The 21,393-nt window shown below is 63.4% G+C and carries 19 protein-coding genes and 1 pseudogene; 15 read left to right on the forward strand and 5 right to left on the reverse strand.

All coding sequences use genetic code 11. From position 1 onward, the window contains the following. Positions 1 to 32 precede the first annotated feature (32 nt). Entirely contained in the window at positions 33 to 1,397 is a 1,365-nt protein-coding gene (locus CTR53_RS14730; protein WP_290814881.1) for a glutamate--cysteine ligase, read from the forward strand. On the opposite strand, the gene CTR53_RS14735 is transcribed toward CTR53_RS14730, so the two are convergent. The 4 genes from CTR53_RS14735 to CTR53_RS14750 all read right to left on the reverse strand — a co-directional run bounded on the left by CTR53_RS14735 (position 1,378) and on the right by CTR53_RS14750 (position 8,076). Next, complete coding sequence (locus tag CTR53_RS14735) at positions 1,378 to 2,316, reverse strand: hypothetical protein (RefSeq protein ID WP_290814884.1); 939 nt, start codon at positions 2,314 to 2,316, stop codon at positions 1,378 to 1,380. The two genes, CTR53_RS14730 and CTR53_RS14735, sit on opposite strands and share 20 nt — an antisense overlap. An 11-nt stretch (positions 2,317 to 2,327) precedes the next feature. Beyond that, positions 2,328 to 3,161 (reverse strand): serine O-acetyltransferase, encoded by an 834-nt coding sequence (cysE, locus tag CTR53_RS14740; protein WP_290814887.1) that lies wholly within the window; start codon positions 3,159 to 3,161, stop codon positions 2,328 to 2,330. A 36-nt stretch (positions 3,162 to 3,197) separates the two neighbouring features. Then, on the reverse strand, positions 3,198 to 4,637 hold the full coding sequence (gene tldD, locus CTR53_RS14745) for a metalloprotease TldD (protein ID WP_290814890.1): 1,440 nt from the start codon (positions 4,635 to 4,637) through the stop codon (positions 3,198 to 3,200). A gap of 115 nt (positions 4,638 to 4,752) precedes the next feature. After that, the gene (locus CTR53_RS14750; protein ID WP_290814893.1) at positions 4,753 to 8,076 is read right to left on the reverse strand and encodes an EAL domain-containing protein; all 3,324 of its coding nucleotides are present in this window, start codon (positions 8,074 to 8,076) and stop codon (positions 4,753 to 4,755) included. Between the two features lie 415 nt (positions 8,077 to 8,491). Between CTR53_RS14750 and coxB the strand changes: the two are divergent. The 12 genes and pseudogenes from coxB to CTR53_RS14810 all read left to right on the forward strand — a co-directional run bounded on the left by coxB (position 8,492) and on the right by CTR53_RS14810 (position 19,304). After that, positions 8,492 to 9,135: pseudogene (gene coxB, locus CTR53_RS14755) on the forward strand (cytochrome c oxidase subunit II). A 26-nt stretch (positions 9,136 to 9,161) separates the two neighbouring features. Next, positions 9,162 to 10,793 carry a cytochrome c oxidase subunit I gene (gene ctaD, locus CTR53_RS14760; protein WP_290814896.1) on the forward strand — a complete coding sequence of 544 codons (1,632 nt, stop codon included), beginning with the start codon at positions 9,162 to 9,164 and terminating at the stop codon, positions 10,791 to 10,793. A 104-nt stretch (positions 10,794 to 10,897) separates the two neighbouring features. Then, complete coding sequence (locus tag CTR53_RS14765; RefSeq protein ID WP_290815216.1) at positions 10,898 to 11,779, forward strand: heme o synthase; 882 nt, start codon at positions 10,898 to 10,900, stop codon at positions 11,777 to 11,779. Next, the gene (locus CTR53_RS14770; protein WP_290814899.1) at positions 11,776 to 11,910 is read left to right on the forward strand and encodes a hypothetical protein; all 135 of its coding nucleotides are present in this window, start codon (positions 11,776 to 11,778) and stop codon (positions 11,908 to 11,910) included. The genes CTR53_RS14765 and CTR53_RS14770 overlap by 4 nt, the downstream gene beginning before the upstream one ends. Beyond that, on the forward strand, positions 11,907 to 12,506 hold the full coding sequence (locus CTR53_RS14775) for a cytochrome c oxidase assembly protein (protein WP_290814902.1): 600 nt from the start codon (positions 11,907 to 11,909) through the stop codon (positions 12,504 to 12,506). The genes CTR53_RS14770 and CTR53_RS14775 overlap by 4 nt, the downstream gene beginning before the upstream one ends. A gap of 40 nt (positions 12,507 to 12,546) precedes the next feature. Beyond that, on the forward strand, positions 12,547 to 13,362 hold the full coding sequence (locus CTR53_RS14780) for a cytochrome c oxidase subunit 3 (protein WP_367158982.1): 816 nt from the start codon (positions 12,547 to 12,549) through the stop codon (positions 13,360 to 13,362). Positions 13,363 to 13,372: 10 nt separating this feature from the next. Further along, positions 13,373 to 13,753 (forward strand): DUF983 domain-containing protein, encoded by a 381-nt coding sequence (locus tag CTR53_RS14785; protein ID WP_290814908.1) that lies wholly within the window; start codon positions 13,373 to 13,375, stop codon positions 13,751 to 13,753. A 5-nt stretch (positions 13,754 to 13,758) separates the two neighbouring features. Continuing rightward, entirely contained in the window at positions 13,759 to 14,505 is a 747-nt protein-coding gene (locus tag CTR53_RS14790) for an SURF1 family protein (protein WP_290814910.1), read from the forward strand. A 15-nt stretch (positions 14,506 to 14,520) separates the two neighbouring features. Next, positions 14,521 to 16,011, forward strand: coding sequence for a carboxypeptidase M32 (locus tag CTR53_RS14795; protein WP_290814913.1), 1,491 nt, complete (start codon positions 14,521 to 14,523; stop codon positions 16,009 to 16,011). 8 nt (positions 16,012 to 16,019) lie between these two features. After that, the gene (gene thrC / locus CTR53_RS14800; protein WP_290814916.1) at positions 16,020 to 17,432 is read left to right on the forward strand and encodes a threonine synthase; all 1,413 of its coding nucleotides are present in this window, start codon (positions 16,020 to 16,022) and stop codon (positions 17,430 to 17,432) included. After that, on the forward strand, positions 17,429 to 18,691 hold the full coding sequence (locus CTR53_RS14805) for a pitrilysin family protein (RefSeq protein WP_290814919.1): 1,263 nt from the start codon (positions 17,429 to 17,431) through the stop codon (positions 18,689 to 18,691). Before thrC ends, CTR53_RS14805 begins: the two co-directional genes overlap by 4 nt. A gap of 25 nt (positions 18,692 to 18,716) precedes the next feature. Continuing rightward, complete coding sequence (locus CTR53_RS14810; protein WP_290814923.1) at positions 18,717 to 19,304, forward strand: GNAT family protein; 588 nt, start codon at positions 18,717 to 18,719, stop codon at positions 19,302 to 19,304. 11 nt (positions 19,305 to 19,315) lie between these two features. Here CTR53_RS14810 and CTR53_RS14815 read toward each other — a convergent pair whose 3' ends face one another. Beyond that, complete coding sequence (locus CTR53_RS14815) at positions 19,316 to 19,900, reverse strand: YqgE/AlgH family protein (RefSeq protein WP_290814926.1); 585 nt, start codon at positions 19,898 to 19,900, stop codon at positions 19,316 to 19,318. Between the two features lie 224 nt (positions 19,901 to 20,124). Between CTR53_RS14815 and CTR53_RS14820 the strand changes: the two genes are divergently transcribed. Continuing rightward, entirely contained in the window at positions 20,125 to 20,811 is a 687-nt protein-coding gene (locus tag CTR53_RS14820) for a protein-disulfide reductase DsbD domain-containing protein (RefSeq protein ID WP_290814929.1), read from the forward strand. Positions 20,812 to 20,895: 84 nt separating this feature from the next. Then, positions 20,896 to 21,378 (forward strand): peroxiredoxin, encoded by a 483-nt coding sequence (locus tag CTR53_RS14825; RefSeq protein WP_290814932.1) that lies wholly within the window; start codon positions 20,896 to 20,898, stop codon positions 21,376 to 21,378. Positions 21,379 to 21,393: the final 15 nt, after the last annotated feature.

A 21,393-nucleotide genomic window follows, 5' to 3' on the forward strand; every position in this document is an offset into this window, starting at 1 on the left:
CGTAAACGATAATAATAAGCACCGAGGTTTTCATGTCCGGTCCGGCCCAGGCCCCAGAGACGCCGATCACGTCCAAGGCGCAACTCGTCGAATATCTGGCGCAGGGCAGCAAGCCGGAATCCGACTGGCGCATCGGCACCGAACACGAAAAATTCGCCTACAACACTGCCGACTTCCGTGCGCTACCCTATGAGGGCGCGGCCAGCATCAAGGGACTGCTGACCGGCCTGCAGCGTTTCGGCTGGGAACCGGTGATGGAGGGCGACAACGTCATCGCACTCACCCTGAACGGCCAGTCGATCACGCTGGAGCCGGGTGGGCAGTTCGAACTGTCAGGCGCGCCGCTCGAAACCATTCACGAGACCTGTATCGAGGTCTCGACGCATCTGAAGCAGGTGCGCGAAGTGGGTGCCGAAGCCGGTATTGCCATGATGGGCTTGGGCTTCAATCCTAAATGGCGCCGTGACGACATCCCTGTGATGCCCAAGGGCCGCTACAACATCATGCGCGCCTATATGCCCAAGAAGGGCAATCTCGGCCTCGACATGATGCTGCGTACCTGCACCGTGCAGGTGAATCTGGATTACGGCTCCGAAGCCGATATGGTGAAGAAATTCCGCACCAGCCTGGCGCTGCAGCCGCTGGCGGTGGCGATGTTCGCCAACTCGCCCTTCACCGAGGGCAAGCCGAACGGTTTCCTCAGTTACCGCAGCCAGATCTGGACCGATACCGATCCGGACCGTACCGGCATGCTGGGCTTTGTGTTCGACGACGGCATGAGTTTCGAGCGCTATGTCGATCACGCGCTCGATGTGCCAATGTATTTCAGCTATCGCGACGGCAAGTATATCGACGCGTCGGGCCAGAGCTTCCGCGATTTCATGGCCGGCAAGCTGCCGGCTCTGCCGGGCGCCTTGCCCACCATGCGCGACTGGGCCGACCACATCACCACGCTGTTCCCCGAAGTGCGCATGAAGCGCTTCCTCGAGATGCGCGGAGCCGATGCCGGCCCGTGGTCGCGGCTTTGCGCGCTACCGGCGCTATGGGTTGGCCTGCTTTATGACAAGACCGCGCTGGATGCCGCTTGGGATCTGTGCCGCGACTGGACGCTGGCGGAACGCGAGCAGCTTCGTCTCGACGCGCCGAAATACGGCCTGCACACGCCACTGCGTGGCCGGCCGCTGAAATACTATGCCGAGCAGATGGTTCAGATCGCCATGGGCGGCCTGAAAAACCGTAGTCGCCTGTCGCCGGCCGGCGAGGACGAGACGCATTTCCTCGAACCCCTGGTGCGTATTGTCGAAAGCGGTGAGACGCCGGCGGAAGCGCTGCTGAAGCTCTATAACGGTCGCTGGAACAAGTCGGTCGATCCGGCCTTCACCGAACTCGCTTACTGAGCCACGTTTTCAAACGCTCCGGTTCGTACAGGCTGCGCGGCAGGTCGGCCACCAGTACGGCCGACGGCGTTGTAGTTGCCCGCCGCAGCTCTGCCAGCGCCGCACGTGCCTGCACCCAGTCTCCACGCTCGGCCTGTGTGGCGATTCGCGCCAGCTGCCGCGACCATTCTTCCAGCAATCCTCGGCTGCCGCGCATGTCGTCTTCCGCGAAACGCTCATGGATGAAGCCGATCTGGCCGCGGATCATCACCGTCATGCGTTCAGCCAGCGCCGGTTCTTCCTCGGCCAGCGGTATGCGCAGCGCATCCAGATAACGCGTCAGATCGGCGAGATCCTGTCGCAATGAGACTGGTTCGTAAACAGCAACAGCCGGCTGCAGCTTTTCCTGATAGGCGACCAGGGCATCGAGCAGCAGGGCGTCCGGCTCGGCGCCGGCGAATTCGGTCACGATCACGCGGCGGGTGAATTCGCGCAGAGAGGCCGTGCGACGGTCGTGGCCGAAGCGGTCCTTGGTCTTCACGCCGCGTAAAGAAGGGATTTCAAGCGGATTGTCGACGTCATCCTCGCCGCGCAGATTCCAGAAGGCATGGCTGACGTCGATGCGGCCGGGTTTGACCGACAGGCCAGGGATGAAGAAGGCCGTGGTCGCAAAACCGTTGGTGTGGCAGGCCTGACAGGACAGTCCAGCCTTGCGGGCGGTGCCGCCCAGCACAGCTGGACTGCGAAAGGTGAGGCGGCCCAGTTCGACGTAGAAGCTCTGCTTCTCTCCCCCTTCCAGCTGCTCCTGCGGATGCCGGGTCAGGCTTTCGACCGACAGACTGCCGGGTGGCAGCCACTCCAAGGCACCGGTCAGCGACTGCGATTGCGCGGCCATGGAGGGCAGCGCAGCCAACAGCACACCGAGCAGAAGCCGGCGCATCCCAGGAAGGATCAGTCGTCGCGGTGGTAGGGCAGGCCGTGATTCATCTCGCGCGACGGCTGCTCGCATTCGCAGTCGCCGACGATCTTGGCCGGTACGCCGGCCGCCGTGCAATGTGCCGGCACCGGGATCAGCACCACGCTTCCGGCGCCGATCTTGGCGCCTTCGCCGATCTCGATATTGCCGAGAATCTTCGAGCCGGCGCCGATCAGCACACCGCGGCGGATTTTCGGATGACGGTCGCCGGTTTCCTTGCCGGTACCGCCCAGCGTCACGTTCTGCAGCATCGAAACGTCGTCGTCGATCACGGCAGTTTCGCCGATCACCACGCCGGTGCCATGGTCGATCAGGATGCCGCGGCCGAATTTTGCCGCCGGGTTGATGTCGACGGCGAAGACCTCAGAACTGCGGCTCTGCAGCAGGAAGGCCATGGTCTCGCGCCGCTCGCGCCATAGCCAGTTGGCAACGCGATGCGCCTGGATCGACTGGAAGCCTTTGAAGAACAGCATGGGCTTCAGGAAACTGCGGCAGGCCGGATCGCGCTCGTTCACCGCGACCAGGTCGGCACGCACGGCATGACCGATATCGGGATCAGCGGCGAAGGCATCCTCGATTACTTCGCGCAGGCCGAGCGCCGGCAGTTCGGTGCTGCCCAGTTTCTGCGCCAGGATGTAGCTCAGCGCGTCTTCCAGCCGTTCGTGATGCAGCACGGCCGAATGCGCCATGCTGCCGAGCAGCGGCTCCTGCTGGGCGGCATGGGCGGCTTCCTCGCGGATGCGCTGCCAGACCGGATCATGCTTGAGCAGATCGACGCTGCTGTATTTCTTGCCTGCGGTGGCGGACATGGGACTTCCCCCTCGTAAAGCGGTCAGGCGGCCAGGCTACGCAGCCTTGGCGGTGCCGCCGACCGTCAAACCTTCAATCAGCAACGTCGGCTGGCCGACGCCAACCGGAACGCCCTGGCCGGACTTGCCGCAGGTGCCGATACCGGTATCGAGTTGCAGGTCGTTGCCGACGGCCTTCACCTGCTTCAGCACTTCGGCGCCGGCGCCGATCAGCGTGGCGCCCTTGATCGGCGTGCCGACCTTGCCGTTCTCGACCATGTAGGCCTCGGTGCAGGAGAACACGAACTTGCCCGAGGTGATGTCGACCTGGCCGCCGCCGAAGTTCACAGCATAGATGCCCTTTTTGACACTACCGAGAATTTCGGCCGGGTCGCGGTCGCCGGCCAGCATGTAGGTGTTGGTCATGCGCGGCATCGGGTTATGGGCAAAGGACTGCCGCCGGCCATTGCCAGTCGACTTCACGCCCATCAATCGGGCATTCATGCGATCCTGCATCAGACCCTTCAGGATGCCGTCCTCGATCAGCATGGTGTTTTCGGTCGGCGTGCCTTCGTCGTCGATGGTGAGCGAGCCGCGGCGATTGTCGATGGTGCCGTTGTCGACGATGGTGACGCCGGGTGCCGCCACGCGCTCACCCATCAGGCCGGAGAAGACCGAGGTTTTCTTGCGGTTGAAGTCGCCTTCCAGGCCATGGCCGATCGCTTCATGCAGCAGAATGCCAGGCCAGCCCGGACCGAGCACCACCGGCATCTCGCCGGCCGGCGCAGGCACGGAGTCGAGATTGACCAGCGCCTGGCGTAGCGCGTCGTCCACCTCGGCCTGCCAGTGCGCGGGATCGAAGAACTGCTTGTAGCCGACACGGCCACCGGCGCCTCGGCTGCCGCTTTCCATGCGGTCGCCCTGTCCGGCGACGACAGAAACGTTCAGGCGGACCAGCGGGCGCACATCCTGCACCAGCTTGCCGTCGGCGCGCAGGATGGCGACCGCCTGCCAGCTGCCGGCCAGTGACACCGAGACCTGCTTGACGCGCGGGTCCTTGGCGCGGGCATAGGCATTGATGGCCTGCAACAGCTCGACCTTCTGCTCGAAGGGAATCTCGTTCAGTGGATTGTCGTCGCCATAGAGGTGGCGGTTGGTGGCGACAGGGCCAAGGCTCATCTCGCCGCCATGGCCAGCACGCACGGCACGCACAGTGGTGGCAGCGCGCTTGATCGCCGCTTCGCTCAGTTCGGAGGCATGGGCATAGCCGGTCTGTTCGCCCGAGACGGCGCGCAGGCCGAAACCCTGTGTGGTGTCGTAGGCTGCAGCCTTCAGGCGGCCATCATCGAAGGTCAGGCCTTCGGACTGGGCGTATTCCAGAAACAGCTCGCCGTCATCGGCGCCATGCAGCGCATCGCCGACAATGCTGTCCAGCCGGGCACGGTCGAGGCCGGCGCGGGTGAAGAACAGCTCCTGGGCGGTGGATGCACCGGTCATGGTAAACCTCAAAGAAAGCCTGAAGAATCAGGAAAAACGCAACTGCAACCTGCGATACAGGACTATATGGCGCCGGGGTTAAGAAAAAAACAGCCCCTTGGGACGCGTCGAGATGTCAATTCCGGCGACGGCGATCACTCTGTCGGAGCAGTTCGCCCATATCCTCGGGCGGTACCGGCCGGCTGATCAGATAGCCCTGCAACTCGCTGCAACCGACGCCGCGCAGGAAGTCGCGCTGCGCGGCGGTTTCCACGCCTTCGGCCACCACCGGCAGATCAAGACCGTTTGCCATACCGATCATGGCGCGGACCAGTGCAATGTCGCGGTCGTTGCCGGGCAGGTCGGCGATGAAGGCGCGGTCGAGCTTGATCTTGCGGATCGGCAGCCGCTGGATATAGCTGAGCGACGAATAGCCGGTGCCGAAGTCGTCGAGCGCAGCGTCGATGCCGATCTCTGCCAGTTCTTTGATGGCCTGCACGGTCGCTTCCATATTCTGGATCGCGGCCTGTTCGGTGATCTCAATGCCGATGAAGGGCATCATATCGGCCTCTTCCTCGGCCAGCTTGCGGAAATAGGCTGGCAGGTCGTCGCGGATGAACTGCTGACCCGACACGTTGACGAAGACACGGCGCGGCTCGATGCCGGTCCGGCGCCAGGTGCGAATCTGCTCGGCCACATTGGCAAAGACCCAGCGCGTGATCTGCACGATGCTGCCGGTTTCCTCGGCCAGCGGAATGAACTCGGCCGGAGAGATCGGTCCCAGGTCCGGGTGTTTCCAGCGCAGCAGCGCCTCGATGGCGCAGATCGCGCCACTCGAAGTCTCGACCACCGGCTGATAGACGATGTGGAATTCATCGTTTTCGATAGCGGCATCCAGATTCATCGTCAGGCGCAGGCGGCGTTCGGCAGCGCGGGTCATTTCCGGGCTGTAGAAGCGGGTCGAATCACCGCCGGCCGAGCGAACCAGTTTCATCGCCAGTTCCGCCTTGGCCAGGGCGTCACCGATTTTTTCGCTTGGATCGTCGACGATGGCGGCGCCCATGCTGACCTTGAGCGGCACCAGGCGGCCCTCGGCGGAGACGGGCTTGGTCAAATGCTGATGCACGGTCTGTGCAAGATTAAGCGCGTTGTTCAGATCGTTGACGCCGGCCAGCGCGGAGAACTGGTCGGCCGCGATACGCCCGATCAGCGCCTCGCGCGGCAGCACCTCGCCCAGCCGTTCGGCGATGCCTCGCAGCACCGTGTCGCCGATGTGATAGCCGAAGCCCTCGTTGATATCGCGGAAGCCATCCATGTCGAGATTGAACAGCACCCACAGGCCGCCATCCAGACGGTGCTGCGCACCCAGCATGCGCTCGGTCTCAGCAATGAAGCTGGCGCGATTGAGGATGCCGGTCAGCGGGTCGTTGCGGCTGGCAAACTCGGCGCGCAGTTCGACATCGCGGCGGTCGGAAATGTCGCGGATCAGGCCGATGAAGGCCGGTCCGTCTTCGCCAGCGTATTCGCCGACGCTGATATGAATGGGGAAAATCTCGCCAGATTTCTTGCGGCCCAGCGTATCGCGGCCCAGGCCCAGGATCTTGGCACGCTTGGTGGTGAGGTAGTTGCGGACATAAGAATCGTGCCCGGAGCGGAAAGGCTCCGGCATCAGCAATTTGACATTCTGGCCGTTCAGTTCGCCGGGAGCGTAGCCGAAAATCGTAGCGCAGGTGTCGCTGGCATTGGCGATCGCGCCCTGGCCGTCGATTGTCAGCATGCCTTCATTCATCGTGGCGAGCAGGGTGCGCAGCGTTTCTGCCAGTTCGTTGCCGGCTTGTCGCGATGCGGGCGTCTCCGCCTTGCGCTGCGGCGCGACTGGGGCGGGCGTGCTGGGAGGCGCGGACTCAGGTGGCGCGACCGGCGGTGTCCATTCCTGATCCGCATCCGACAGCAGACGCCAGTTCGGGAAAGTCATCTGCGCCTGCGTGCCGCTGCCGATGGCGCTGCTGAGTGACAGCGAGCCGCCATGCAGTTCCATCAGGCGCTTGCTGATCGACAGACCGAGGCCGGTGCCGCCGTGCTGGCGCGCGACTTCCGCCTTGGCGAGCTGGAAGGGCTCGAAAATATGTTCCAGCCGGTCGGGCGGAATGCCGATGCCGGTGTCGATGACGGTCAGGGACGGCGTACCGTCCGGCAGCTGGCGGAACACCACGTCGATGGTGCCGCTGCTGGGCGTGAATTTCACGGCGTTGCCCAGCAGGTTGATCAGCACCTGCTTGATCACGCGCTCGTCGGCGCGCAATTGCGGCAGCGTATCGGGCGACAGGTTGCGCAGGGTGATGCCGCCGCGTTCGGCCTGCGGGCGCACCATGGTCAGTGCCGACTGGATCACAGCCGAGAGATCGACGGCCTTTTCATCCAGCGCGTAATAGCCGGCCTCGATGCGGGACATGTCCAGGATGTCGCCGATCAGCGCCAGCAGATGCGTGCCTGAGCCGTTGATGTCGCGGGCGTAATCGACATAACGCGGCACACCCACCGAGCCGAACATCTGGTCGCGGATGATTTCCGAGAAACCGATGATGGCGTTCAGCGGCGTGCGCAGCTCATGGCTCATATTGGCCAGGAACTGGCTTTTCGCGCGGCTGGCTTCCTCGGCCTGGCGCAGGGCCGATTCGATGCGGCGCTGCTGGCGATATTGCTCAGTGATGTCGCGGCCCGAGCCACGATAGCCCATGAAGCGGCCATTGGCGTCGGACACCGGCTTGCCGTTGATTTCGATCCACAGCTCGTTCTCGCCCATGATCGAGCAGTAGCGGAAACCGCGGAACGGCTCGTGGCGGTCGAGTTGACGGCGGTGATCTTCCCAGAACAGGGTGTCTGATTCGTTGTCGCCCTGGATGGCGACTTCCCAGCGGCAGCGACCGAGGAACAGGTTGCGCAAAGCTGTGGTCTGCCCGCTCGAAGATTCGGAAATCCAGGTGAAGCGGTGATCCCCGTCGGTTTCCCAGAACCAGTCAGACGCCAGTTCGGCGAAATCGCGCAGCTTGTATTCGGCGACCTGCAGCGCGACCTGGTGCATCCGCTCCGGGGTGCTGGCCTCGGCAATCACCATCAGCCCATTCACCCGGCCGTTATTGTCGTTCAGCGGGGCAACTGTCAGACCCTGGCAGAGCCAGCCATTGGCCCAGCGGATCAGCGTATTGCCGATCTGGCGCCGACCCTCGCGGCGTGTCTGGTCCAGCAGGTCGCGAACCTTGGTCGCTTCGCCCAGGGCAAAGCCGGCGGAGAGACCCTGGCCGGCCAGGGCCTCGGCGTTCATTTCCGTTAAAGCGGCATAGGCCGTGTTGCAGGACACGTATCGGTAATCATCGCCCGGGCCATACTCAACCGTAAAGGCAGGCCGATCGAGCCAGTCGAGTATGTCCTGCGTCAGTTTCCGCTGGTTCGGATCGAGCATGCCTGGAGCCCCCGGGAGAGGGCAGCTTAGGGGGGCGGCCCGGGCGGCGCAAGCGCAAGCCAAATCAATGCTTAAGGGGCCAGGTGAGGGGGGTGCGCAGGCGGAGCGACAAATCGTCGCAGAAAGGTGTTGGACGACGGCCGGCAGGCTGGGCGCGCGACATGCACCGGTGTATGGTCCGGCCTCGAAAGTGTTTAGACTCCCAAGTCATTAACGAGGGTATTGAACGATGGGGTGGACTTCGTTTGCGGCCGTCCGCTGGGCCGCTCGCCGTGTTACGGCTTTGACTGCGGCTGTGGCCGTTTCGGGGCTGGCGTTCGCCGCCTTGGTTTCCGGCGCCGCCGCGGCTGCCGATGGCCAGCCGGGGCATTGGCTGATCGGCCTGCAGCCGGCCGCGAGTCCGGTTGCCACTGAGATGCACAATTTCCATGATCTGCTGATGTGGATCATCACCCTGATCACGCTTTTCGTGCTGGTCCTGCTGATCTACGTGATGTGGCGCTTCCGCTCCTCGGCCAATCCGGTGCCGTCGAAGACCTCGCATAACACCCTGATCGAAGTGCTGTGGACCGTGGTACCGATCCTGATCCTGATCGTGATCGCAGTGCCGTCCTTTAAGCTGCTGTATTTCGCCGACAAGACCGCCAAGGCCGAACTGACCATCAAGGCGATCGGCAAGCAGTGGTACTGGTCTTACGAGTATCCCGATAATGGCAACTTCACCTTCGACGCCAGCATCGTGCCTGACGCCGACCTGAAGCCCGGTCAGCCCCGCCTGCTGGANNNGACGTGCTCCATGCCTGGGCCGTTCCGGCGTTTTCCGTGAAGAAGGATGGCGTGCCGGGTCGTATCAACGAGACTTGGTTCCGCGCCGAGCGCGAAGGCATCTTCTACGGCCAGTGCTCGGAACTCTGCGGCACCAACCACGGCTTCATGCCGATCAAGGTGGTTGTCGTTTCCAAGGAGGCCTATGCCAAGTGGGCCGAGGAAGCGAAGCAGAAATTTGCTTCTGTCGATGGCCCGTCGCCGCGTCTCGCCGACGCGCGCGTCGCCCAGTAACCGTACGCTCCAGGAGTAGGGAAGCCATGACGCAGGCTCACGCCCCCGCGGCCCACGATCATCACGATCACGCCCACGACGACCATCATCTGCCGACCGGCTGGCGCCGGTGGGTCTACTCGACCAACCATAAGGACATCGGCACGATGTACCTTATCTTCGCCGTGGTCTCGGGCCTGATCGGCGGCGGCTTCTCGGTGCTGATGCGTATCGAGCTGATGAACCCGGGTGACGGCGTCCTTGCCGGCAACCACCACCTGTTCAATGTGCTGGTCACCGGCCACGCCCTGCTCATGATCTTCTTCATGGTCATGCCGGCGATGATCGGCGGCTTCGGCAACTGGTTCGTGCCGCTGATGATCGGCGCGCCAGACATGGCCTTCCCGCGCATGAACAACATCTCGTTCTGGCTGCTGATCCCCTCGCTCGGCCTGCTGCTACTCTCCACCGTGGTGGAAGGCCCGGCCGGCGGCCAGGGTGCCGGCACCGGCTGGACGCTGTATCCGCCGCTGAGTTCCGACGTCGGCCATCCCGGCCCGGCCGTCGGCCTGGCGATCTTCAGCCTGCATATCGCCGGTGCGTCGTCGATCCTCGGCGCTATCAACTTCATCACCACCATCTTCAACATGCGCGCGCCGGGCATGACCCTGCACAAGATGCCGCTGTTCGTGTGGTCGGTGCTGATCACCGCCTTCCTGCTGCTGCTGTCGCTGCCGGTTCTGGCCGGTGGCATCACCATGCTGTTGACCGACCGCTATTTCGGCACCTCCTTCTTCAAGCCCGATGGCGGCGGTGACCCGATCCTGTTCCAGCATCTGTTCTGGTTCTTCGGCCATCCCGAAGTGTACATCCTGATCCTGCCCGGCTTCGGCATCATCAGCCAGATCATCTCGACCTTCTCCAAGAAGCCGGTGTTCGGCTATCTCGGCATGGCCTATGCCATGGTCGCCATCGGCGTGGTCGGTTTCATCGTCTGGGCACACCACATGTACACCACCGGTATCGCCGTCGACACGCGCGCCTATTTCACGGCCGCCACGATGGTGATCGCGGTGCCGACCGGCGTGAAGATCTTTTCATGGATCGCCACGATGTGGGGTGGCTCGATCCGCTTCACCGTGCCGATGTTGTTCGCGATCGGCTTCATCTTCCTGTTCACTGTCGGCGGCGTCACCGGCGTCGTGCTGGCGAATGCCGGTGTCGACACCTACATGCAGGACACCTACTACGTGGTGGCGCACTTCCATTACGTGCTCAGCCTCGGTGCGGTGTTCGCGATCTTTGCCGGCTTCTATTACTGGTTCGGCAAGATGTCGGGCTGCGAACTGAGCGAGACGGCGGGCCAGATTCACTTCTGGACCACTTTCATCGGTGTGAACATCCTGTTCTTCCCGATGCACTTCCTCGGCCTGCAGGGCATGCCGCGCCGCATTCCGGATTACCCGGATGCCTTCGCCGGCTGGAACTACGTGTCGTCGATCGGCGCGTATATCTCCTTTGCCTCGACGTTGTTCTTCGTTGGCTCGGTGCTCTACGCCCTGATCCGCAAGAAGAAGGTGGCTGACAATCCGTGGGGCGAAGGCGCTACCACGCTGGAATGGACCCTCACGTCGCCGCCGCCGTTCCACCAGTACGAGAAGCTTCCGGTCATCAAGTAAGACCGGGGTTCCAGTCCCAGGAGGACAGGTTGTCCGACGCCAGTTTCATCTCGCAGCGTAACGAGGCCGGCAATGCCGGCCTCGATGCCGCTTACGGCCAAGGTCTGACCGGGGCGGGTGAGGCCCGTCCGGCCGATTATCTCGCGCTGCTCAAGCCGCGCGTGATGTCGCTGGTCGTTTTCACCGGTCTGGTCGGCATGGTGCTGGCGCCGGGTCATCTGCATCCGACGCTCGCGCTCACCGCGCTGCTGTGCATCGCCATCGGTGCGGGCGCCTCGGGCGCGATCAATATGTGGTACGACGCCGATATCGACGCGCTGATGAGCCGCACGCAGGGCCGGCCGATTCCCCAGGGCAAGATCACCAAGGACGAAGCGCTCGGTTTCGGTTGCGTGCTCTCGGTCGGTTCGGTGCTGGTGATGGGGCTGGGCGTCAATTGGGTGGCAGCGGCCATCCTGGCGCTGACCATCGGCTTCTACGTCTTCATCTATACGATGTGGCTCAAGCGTCGCACGCCGCAGAACATCGTGATCGGCGGTGCCGCTGGCGCGTTCCCGCCGATGATCGGCTGGGCTGCCGTCACCGGTGATCTCAGCCTGCTGCCGGTGTTGCTGTTCGCCATCATCTTCATGTGGACGCCGCCGCATTTCTGGGCGCTGGCACTGTATCGCTCCGATGACTATGCCCGCGCCGGCGTGCCGATGCTGCCCGTGGTGGCCGGTGACCGCGAAACGCGCCGCCAGATCCTGATCTACAGCCTGCTGCTGGTGCCGGTCACGCTCAGCCCTTGGGCACTCGGTCTGGTCGGTCCGCTTTATGGCGGCGCGACTGCCGCCCTGGGCGCGATTTTCCTGGCGCTTGCGGTGCGTATCTGGCGCAGCACCGGCGATCGCGCCGCCAAGCATATGTTCGGTTTCTCCATCCTTTATCTGTTCCTGCTGTTCGCTCTTCTGCTGGCTGAACACGGCCTGGGCTGGAGGGCATGAACGCAATGTCCGAGCATGATGAAAACAAGCGCCGCCGCGCGCGCAACATCGCCCTGGCTGCCGTGCTGTTCGGCCTTGTGGCGCTGTTCTATGCCATCACCATCGCCCGCATGGGCGGAGGTGGGTCGTGAGCCCCGACCGCAAGCTGCTGCAGCGGAAGAACCGCCGCATCGCGCTGACCTGCCTGGGCGCGGTCGCGCTGATGACCGGAGCGGCTTTCGTCTCTGCGCCGCTCTATGACCTGTTCTGCCGCACCACTGGCTTCGCCGGCACGCCGATGCGCGCCCAGTCGGCGCCCGGTGTCGCCGACGCCAGCGAGCGCACGATCACAGTGCGTTTCAACTCCGATGTCGCGCCAGACATGCCCTGGAAGTTCCAGCCCGTGCAGCGCACGGTGGTGGTGAAGCCGGGCGAGGAGACGCTGATCTTCTATCGTGCCAGCAACCCGACCGATAGGACGGTTTCAGGTCAGGCCGCCTTCAACGTGACACCCGAGAAGGCCGGGCAGTATTTCAACAAGATCGCCTGCTTCTGTTTCACTGAGCAGCAGCTTGCACCGGGACAGAGCGTGGACATGCCGGTATCGTTCTTCGTCGACCCACAGATCTTGAAGGATCCGCAGGCGCGCGACGTCACCACGATCACGCTGAGCTATACGTTCTTCCGTCTCCCGACCGAGGAAAAGAAGGTTTCCGACCGTGGCGGCGACGCCCGGCGGGTGAATTGAGAACCATGCAATTGTTTTGCGTAAAACAGGGGGTATGACCATGGCTGGCAGCAGCGCCCGTAACCACGATTATCATCTTGTAGACCCCAGCCCGTGGCCGTTCATCGGTGCGATGGGTGCCTTCGCGCTCGCGATCGGTGCGGTCTATGCCTTCCACGGCCACAGCTATTTGTGGACGGTTCCGGGTTTCGTGGTCGTGCTTTACACCATGGCCGCCTGGTGGCGCGATATCATCCGCGAAGCCGAGCATGACGGCCACCATACGCCGGTGGTGCAGTTGCATATGCGCTACGGCATGGTGATGTTCATCGCTTCTGAAGTGATGTTCTTCGTCGCCTGGTTCTGGGCCTATTTCGGCGCTGCCCTGTATCCGACCGAAGCGATCAACCACCAGTGGCCGCCTGCCACGATCGAGACCTTCAATCCATGGGAACTGCCCTTCGTCAACACCCTGATCCTGCTGCTGTCGGGCACCACTGTGACCTGGGCGCACCACGCGCTCCTGCATAATGATCGCAAAGGTCTGGTGCAGGGCCTGACCCTGACGGTGATCCTCGGCGTGTTGTTCACGGCTTGCCAGGCATTCGAATACAGCCACGCCGCCTTCGGCTTCACCGATGGCATCTATGCTTCGACCTTCTACATGGCGACCGGCTTCCACGGCTTCCATGTCATCATCGGCACCATCTTCCTGATTGTCTGCCTGCTGCGCGCCATGAAGGGCCACTTCAAGCCGGATCATCATTTCGGCTTCGAGGCGGCTGCCTGGTACTGGCATTTCGTCGACGTGGTCTGGCTGTTCCTGTTCACCGCCATCTACTGGTGGGGTTCGGGTGCATCCCACGCCGCCCATTAAGGCTTAAGCGATGGCGGCCGCTTTCTATCCGCCGCTGTCGCCAGTTTCGACGGGGCTTCGCTGCAGGTGTCCACGCTGCGGCGAAGCCCCGTTGTTTGACGGGCTGTTGACGATCAAACCGCGCTGCCCGTCCTGCGATCTGGATTATTCCAGGATCGATGCTGGCGACGGGCCGGCGGTTTTCGTCATCCTCATCCTTGGTTTCGTCGTGGTCGGCCTGGCACTGTGGGTCGAACTGCGTTTCGGCCCGCCGCTATGGTTGCATCTGGTGCTTTGGACCCCACTTATCCTGGGTGGCGCCATCGGTATGCTGCGTCCGTTCAAGGGCGTGCTAATTGCCCTGCAGTACCGCCACAAGGCGTCGTCCGATATCGAATTACTGCGCGAGTAATCCCTTTGAAAACTCTCGGCTTCCGGCCGGCTCTCGGGCCGACCCTGTTCACCATCCCCGCCCTGATCGTGCTGTTGTCGCTTGGCACCTGGCAGATGCAGCGGCTGTTCTGGAAGCTCGACCTGATCGCCACCGTGGAAGCCGGCATCACGGCGCCGCCGGTCGACCTGCCGGCCGTGATCCAGGATCCGCAGGAATGGCATTACCGCACGGTCACGGTCCGCGGCACCTTCGATCATGCGCATGAATTCTATGTGCTGGCCCAGTCCAGGCGCGGCAATTACGGCTACCAGGTTCTGGTGCCGCTGAAGCGCAGCGATGCGCCGGGCTATGTGTTCGTCGACCGTGGCTGGGTGCCGCCGGACAAGAAAGATCCCGCGGCGCGTCCCGAAGCTCAGATGACGGGTGAGCAGACCATCCACGGCATTGCCCGTATCGCGCCGGTGGCTGGCTGGCTGACCCCCCAGAACGATCCGGTCCAAAACCTGTGGTTCTTCCCCGACCTGACTGCGATGGCGCGGCTGGCCGGCACCGGCGCAGTGCCCAACCTGATCGTCGATGCCGACGACACGCCGGTGCCGGGCGGCGCGCCGAAGGGCGGCCAGACCAAGCTCGAATTCCCCAACAATCACCTGGCCTATGCCGTGACCTGGTATGGCGGTGCCGTAGTACTGGCGGTGATTTATGTGGTATGGCATCGGCGGCGGGCGCGTGATGCCCAGAGTTCGGGCCGGGCCCGGGACAAGACATGAAAACCTGCGGTTTGAATGAAGCACTATAAGGCGCTGGAGAAGCAGTTCCGCCGCATCAGCGCCATCAACGGTGCGCTGGCGGTGCTGGGCTGGGACCAGGCGACCATGATGCCCGAGGGCGGCGCCAGGGCGCGCGCCGAACAGGTCGCGACCCTCAGCGTGCTCCGGCATGAATGGATCACGGATCCAAAGCTGGGCGACCAGCTCGATCAGGCAGCCGCTGACACGAAAGCGCTGGACGACTGGCAGCGCGCGAATTTACGCGAGATGCAGCGGCAGTGGCGCCATGCCACGGCCCTGAATCCGAAGCTGGTCGAAGCGCGCGCCAAGGCGTCGATGGCCTGCGAACTGGTCTGGCGCAAGGCGCGGCGCGACAACGACTTCAAATCCTTTGCCAGGGCCTTCCAGCCGGTGCTGGAACTGACCCGCGAAGTAGCGGCGGCGAAATCTGCTGCTTTCGGCCTCGGTACTTACGATGCGCTGCTGGATGAATACGAGCCCGGCGGACGTTCGGCCAGTATCGACAGGCTGTTTGCCGATCTGGCCGGATTCCTGCCCGATTTCATCGACCGCGCGCTGGCAAAGCAGGCGAAACGCCCTGAACCTCTGCCGCTGCAGGGGCCGTTCCCGACCGCGACGCAGCGCGAGGTCGGGCTGAAGTTCATGAAGGTGCTGGGCTTCGATTTCAATCGCGGCCGGCTCGATGTCAGTGCGCATCCCTTCAGCGGCGGCGTGCCTGACGATGTGCGCATCACCACGCGCTATGCCGAGGACGATTTCACCAAGGCACTGATGGGCATCCTGCACGAAACCGGTCATGCGCTCTATGAGCTTGGCCTGCCCAAGGCATGGCGCGACCAGCCTGTGGGCGAGGCGCGAGGCATGGTGCTGCATGAAAGCCAGAGCCTGCTGATCGAGATGCAGGTCTGCCGCGGCGCGGAATTCCTGCAATTTGCCACGCCGTTGCTGCGCAAGGCTTTCAAGGGCGGCGGTGAGGCCTGGTCCGAAACCAACATGCAGCGCATCTATGCCCGCGTGAAGCCGGACCTGATCCGCGTCGACGCCGATGAAGTGACCTATCCGGCGCATGTCATGCTGCGCTACCGGCTGGAGCAGGCGATGCTGAGCGACGATCTGCCGGTCGACGATCTGCCGCATGCCTGGAATGACGGCATGCAGACCCTGCTGGGGGTCGATGTCCCCGACGATCGCAATGGTTGCATGCAGGACATCCACTGGCCGTCCGGTGCTATAGGGTATTTTCCAACTTACACATTGGGCGCCATGTCGGCCGCGCAGTTGTTTGCCGCCGCCAGGGCGCAGGATACGTCCATTCTGCCCGGCATTGCCAAGGGCGACTTCAAGCCGCTGCTGAAATGGTTGCGTACCAATGTGCATGGCCGCGGCTCCCTGCTGACCACCGACGAGCTGCTGCGCGAGGTCACTGGGAAACCGCTCGGCACCGCAGCTTTCAAGGCCCACCTCAAGGCACGCTACCTGAACTGAGATCACGCATGCGATACGTCTCCACCCGTGGCCAGGCTCCCGCTCTCGACTTCGAAGGCGTGCTGCTGGCCGGCCTGGCAACCGATGGCGGGCTGTATGTGCCGGAAAGCTGGCCGCAGTTTTCAGCAAGCGACTGGCGGGCCATGCGCGGGCTTCCGTATGCCGAAGTCGCCTTCCGGGTGATCAGGCTCTTCGTCGGCGGCAGCATTCCGGATGCCGATCTCAAGCGCATGATCGCTGAAGCCTACGGCACCTTCGGTCACCAGGCGGTCGTGCCGCTGCGTCAGAGTGGCGACAATGACTGGGTGCTGGAGCTGTTCCATGGCCCGACGCTGGCCTTCAAGGATGTGGCGCTGCAGCTGCTCGGCCGGTTGTTCGACTGGGCGCTGGCGCGGTCTGGCAAGCGCGCCACCATCGTCGGCGCCACCTCGGGCGATACCGGTTCGGCCGCCATCGAAGGCTGCCGCGGCCGTCCCAATCTCGACATCTTCATCCTGTTCCCGCAGGGCCGCGTTTCGGATGTCCAGCGCCGGCAGATGACCACGGTGCCGGATGCCAATGTGCATGCCATCGCGCTGGAAGGCACCTTCGACGACGCGCAGTCGATGGTGAAGGCGCTGTTTGCCGATGCGCCATTCCGCGATTCCGTCGGTCTGACCGCGGTGAATTCGATCAACTGGGCGCGCGTGATGGCGCAGATCGTCTATTACGTGACGGCCGCGCTCAGTCTCGGCGGGCCGGACCGCGCGCCGGCCTTCTGTGTGCCGAGCGGCAATTTCGGTGATATCTTTGCAGGCTACTGTGCCGTGAAGATGGGGCTGCCGGTCGCAAAGCTAATCGTGGCGACCAACCGTAACGACATCCTGGCGCGCTTCTTTGCCAACGGCGACTATCGCAAGGGCGGCGTCGAGCCGACCATCAGCCCGAGCATGGATATCCAGGTGGCGAGCAATTTCGAGCGCCTGCTGTTCGACATGCATGGCCGCGACGGCGCACAGATCCGCAAGCTGATGGGCGAACTGGACCAGGGCGGAGGTTTCACCGTCTCGCCCAACGCGCTGGCTGAGACGAAGCAGCTGTTCGCCGCCGGCAAGGCTGACGAGGCCGCGACCAAGGCGATGCTGAAGACCGCCTTCGAGGCGGGCAACGGCCTGCTGGTCGATCCGCATACGGCTGTCGGTCTGGCGGTGGCGGCCGAACAACGCGCGGCCCGCGCCATTCCGGCCGAAACCGCGCTGATCACGCTTGCCACGGCCGATCCGGCGAAGTTCCCCGCCGCGGTGGAGGCGGCGACCGGCCGTCATCCGGCCCTGCCGCCGCGCATGGCGGATCTCTTCGAACGGCCCGAGCGGCAGACCATTCTGAAGAACGATTATGCCACCGTGCGGAATTTCATCGAAACGCGTAGAGTAAAAGCATGACAGTCAGGATTGGCACACTTTCCAACGGTATGCGGGTGGTCTCCGAGGCCATGCCGCTGGTGAAGACCGTTTCGGTCGGCGTCTGGGTCGATGCCGGCGCGCGCGACGAAACGCCGGAGATCAACGGCGTGGCGCATATGCTCGAACATATGGCCTTCAAGGGCACCGAGCGCCGTTCGGCCCGCGCCATCGCCGAGGAGATCGAAGCGGTCGGCGGCCATCTGAACGCCTTCACCTCGCGCGAGCAGACTGCCTATTACGCACGCGTCATGGCCGAAGATACCGGTCTTGCGCTCGATATCCTGTCCGACATCCTGCTGCATTCCGTCTTCGATGCAGAAGAACTGGAGCGCGAACGCGAGGTCATCATCCAGGAAATCGGCCAGTCGGAAGATACGCCGGACGACATCATTTTCGATCATCTGCAGGAAGCGGCTTTTCCGTCGTCGTCGCTGGGTCGTTCGATCCTCGGCAGCGTGGAGCGTGTCAGCGGCATGCAGCGCGGCGACCTGCAGGGCTTTCTGGATCGCTTCTATCATGGCCCAAGTCTGGTACTGGTCGCGGCTGGCGCCGTGGATCACGACCGCCTGATGGCCGAGGCCGGGAAGCTTTTCGGCGGTTTGAGCCGCATGCCGCGACCGCAGCAGCAGACCGCTCGCTATGGCGGCGGCGGCGAACGTCGCGCCGTGCGCGATCTGGAGCAGGCGCATGTCGCGATTGCGCTGCCCGGCCTCGCTTTCGACGATCCCGATTATTACGCGATGAAGGTCTATGCCACCGTGCTGGGTGGCGGCATGTCCTCGCGGCTGTTTCAGGAAGTGCGCGAAAAGCGTGGCCTGGCCTATTCGGTCTATGCCTATCCGTCTTCCTATCGCGATGGCGGCCTGATGACCGTCTATGCCGGCACCGGTGGCGAGAAACTGCCGGAACTGATGCCCGTGCTGGCCGATGAACTCGGCAAGCTCTGCGGTCGCGTCGATGACGACGAATTGCAACGCGCCCGGGCCCAGTTGAAGGTCGGGCTGGTCATGTCGCTGGAAAGCTCCGGCGCGCGTATCGAGCAGCTGGGGAGCCAGATGCTGCTGTTCGGCAGGCCGCTCGATATCGACGAGGTGCTGGCGGCGGTCGACCGCGTCGACGCGGCCGCGGTCCGCAAGGTGGCGGAGCGGGTGATGCGGTCGGCAAAGCCCACGGTGGCAGCGTTAGGTCCGGTCGAACGGCTGGAAAGTTACGACCGCTTCGCTGCACGGTTCGGCTGAGGCGAGAGAGGCGGGGAGGGGGAACATGCTGTTCGGCCGCTTCCTTCCTCCGCTTGCGCCCATCCTGCATGGCGAAAAACTCTATCTCCGCGCGCCCGATATCAACGACTACGATGCCTGGGCGACCTTGCGCGCCATCAGCCGTGAGCATTTGCAGCCCTGGGAGCCGACCTGGGCGGAAGACTCGCTGAGCCGGGATGGCTATCGGCGCCGGCTGGCGTGGTTCGAGCGGCTGCGTCGGCAGGAGCATGGCGAGGCCTATTTCATTTACCAGCGTCGTAACGACAATCTGGTCGGGGGCATCACGCTGTCGAATATCCGTCGCGGCGCCTCGCAATGCGGCGAACTGGGCTACTGGATCGGCAGCCCGTTCGCCGGGCAGGGGCATATGGGGGTGGCGCTGGCGGTGATGCTGCGGCACTGCTTCGAAGTGCTGAAACTGCACCGGATCGAAGCGGCCTGCCTGCCCGAAAATCTGCCGAGCCGGCGGCTGCTGGATCGTGCCGGTTTCCGCACTGAGGGCCTGCTGCGCGAATATCTCAAGATCAACGGAGTCTGGCGCGACCACCAGCTTTATGCGCGACTGGCCGGCGACTCACTGCCCGAGGCGTGATCAGGGCTGGGTCAGGCGTGACCTGCGGTGCTCGACAGTTTGGCGACGTCGACACCGATCTTGCGCACGGCGCGATCCCACAGATTGTCCAGGCTCGTTTCGAAGATAAGCTCGAAATCGGCAGGCACAGCCAGCCAGGCATTGTCCTGGATTTCGGCGTCGAGCTGGCCCGCGCCCCAGCCGGCATAACCAAGGGCGAACAGGCTGCGTTGCGGACCGGTGCCGGTGGCAATGGCGCGCAGCACGTCCAGCGTCGCGGTCAGACCGATGCCGATGGTCTCGTCGATCTTCACGCTGCCCTGGCGCATGTAGTCGGTCGAATGCAGCACGAAGCCGCGTCCGGTTTCGACCGGTCCACCGAGACGCACAATGATGTCGTTGTCAGCAGTCGATTCTATGCCGAGCTGGGTCAGCAGATTGGGAAAGGTGAGTCCCGGATAGGGCTTGTTGATCACCAGGCCCATGGCGCCCTCGGCATTATGCGAGCACATATAGATGACGGTGCGCGCAAAACGCGGATCGGCCATGCTCGGCATCGCGATCAGCAACTGCCTTTCGAGATAGCCGGATATCGCCTTTTCGCTGGTGTCGGTCATGACCACACTCCGGTTTCACCCGAATGTTACCCCACCGGCCCAACTTGTCCACATCGCCAGCAGATGACAGGTCTTGCAATTGGCAGGGCAGCATCCAGACTCGGGCCATGATCAACACCATTCGCAGCCCGGCCTCGCTTGCCGGTCTTATTATTGCCGCGTTTCTGGCCGTTTGGCCTGGCGCGGCGACCATGGCCCAAAACCTGCCGCTGCAGAATGTTCCGATGAAAATTGGACTGATTCAAGGCAGTGGCGATGAGGCGGGATTGCATATCCAGCTGTCGCCCGGATGGAAATTCTACTGGCGCACACCGGGCGAGGGTGGCGTACCGGCCCAGTTCGACTGGACCGCGTCGCGCAATGTGGCCCGGGTCGATGTGGCATGGCCGGCACCGCGGCGCATCATCATCGGAAAGACCGAACTCTACGGCTATGGCGGGGAGCTGGTGTTGCCGCTGCAGGTCGAGCGGCAGGAGGCGGGCAAACCTTATGGTCTCGATCTGATGCTGGAATACGGCGTGTGCAAGGATATCTGCATCCTGCGCAATGATCGCTTGGTATTGCGCAGTCAGGAGACTCCGGCGTCGGAAAATCTGATCCTGCTCGCGAAATGGCGCGCACGCGTACCGCAACCGGCAGCGCAGGCCGGCCTGCAGCTGGTGTCGCATCGCCTCAAGCCCGACCGGCTTGTCGTGACGCTGCAAAGCCAGGTGCCGTTGCAGAATCCGGACCTGTTTGTGGAAGGCTCCCCTGACAGCTGGTTCGGCCGCCCTGAGGTCAATCTGGGCGTGAATGGCCAGGAGGTCCGTTTCGAACTGCCGGCAGGCTATCCGCCGGACAAGGCGAACCAGCCGCTGCGGCTGACGCTGGTTGACCGGAATATGCAGGCCGAACTGGTGCTGCCGCCCTGACCCTTGTTTCAGTGCCCGGAGCAGATCATTTTACCCGCCGTATTCGCTAGTACCGGCCAAGATTCAAACTCATAAGAGGAAACCATGACTATCAAGGTTGGCGACCGTATCCCCGATGCCACGCTGTACGTGATGTCCGAACAGGGCCCGCAGGCCGTGAAGGCTGCCGAGTTCTTCAAGGGCAAGAAGGTTGCGCTGTTCGCCCTGCCGGGCGCTTTCACACCGACCTGCTCGGCCAAGCACCTGCCGGGCTTCATCGAGAAATATGACGACCTGAAGAAGAAGGGCGTGGAAACCGTCGCCTGCCTCTCGGTCAATGACGCCTTCGTGATGGGCAACTGGGGCAAGGCGCAGAATGTCGGCGACAAGGTGGTGATGCTGGCCGATGGTTCGGGCGAACTGACCAAGGCGATCGGCATGGAATTCGATCTCACCGCCCGCGGCATGGGCGTGCGCTCGCAGCGCTACTCGATGCTGGTCGACGACGGCGTGGTGAAGCAGCTGAACCTGGAAAAGCCGGGTGCCTTCGAGATCTCGGATGCCAACACCCTGCTCGGCCAGATCTAAGCCAGCAGGTTTGAA

This window comes from Ferrovibrio sp. (genome assembly GCF_002796975.1).
Taxonomy (GTDB): Bacteria; Pseudomonadota; Alphaproteobacteria; order Ferrovibrionales; family Ferrovibrionaceae; genus Ferrovibrio.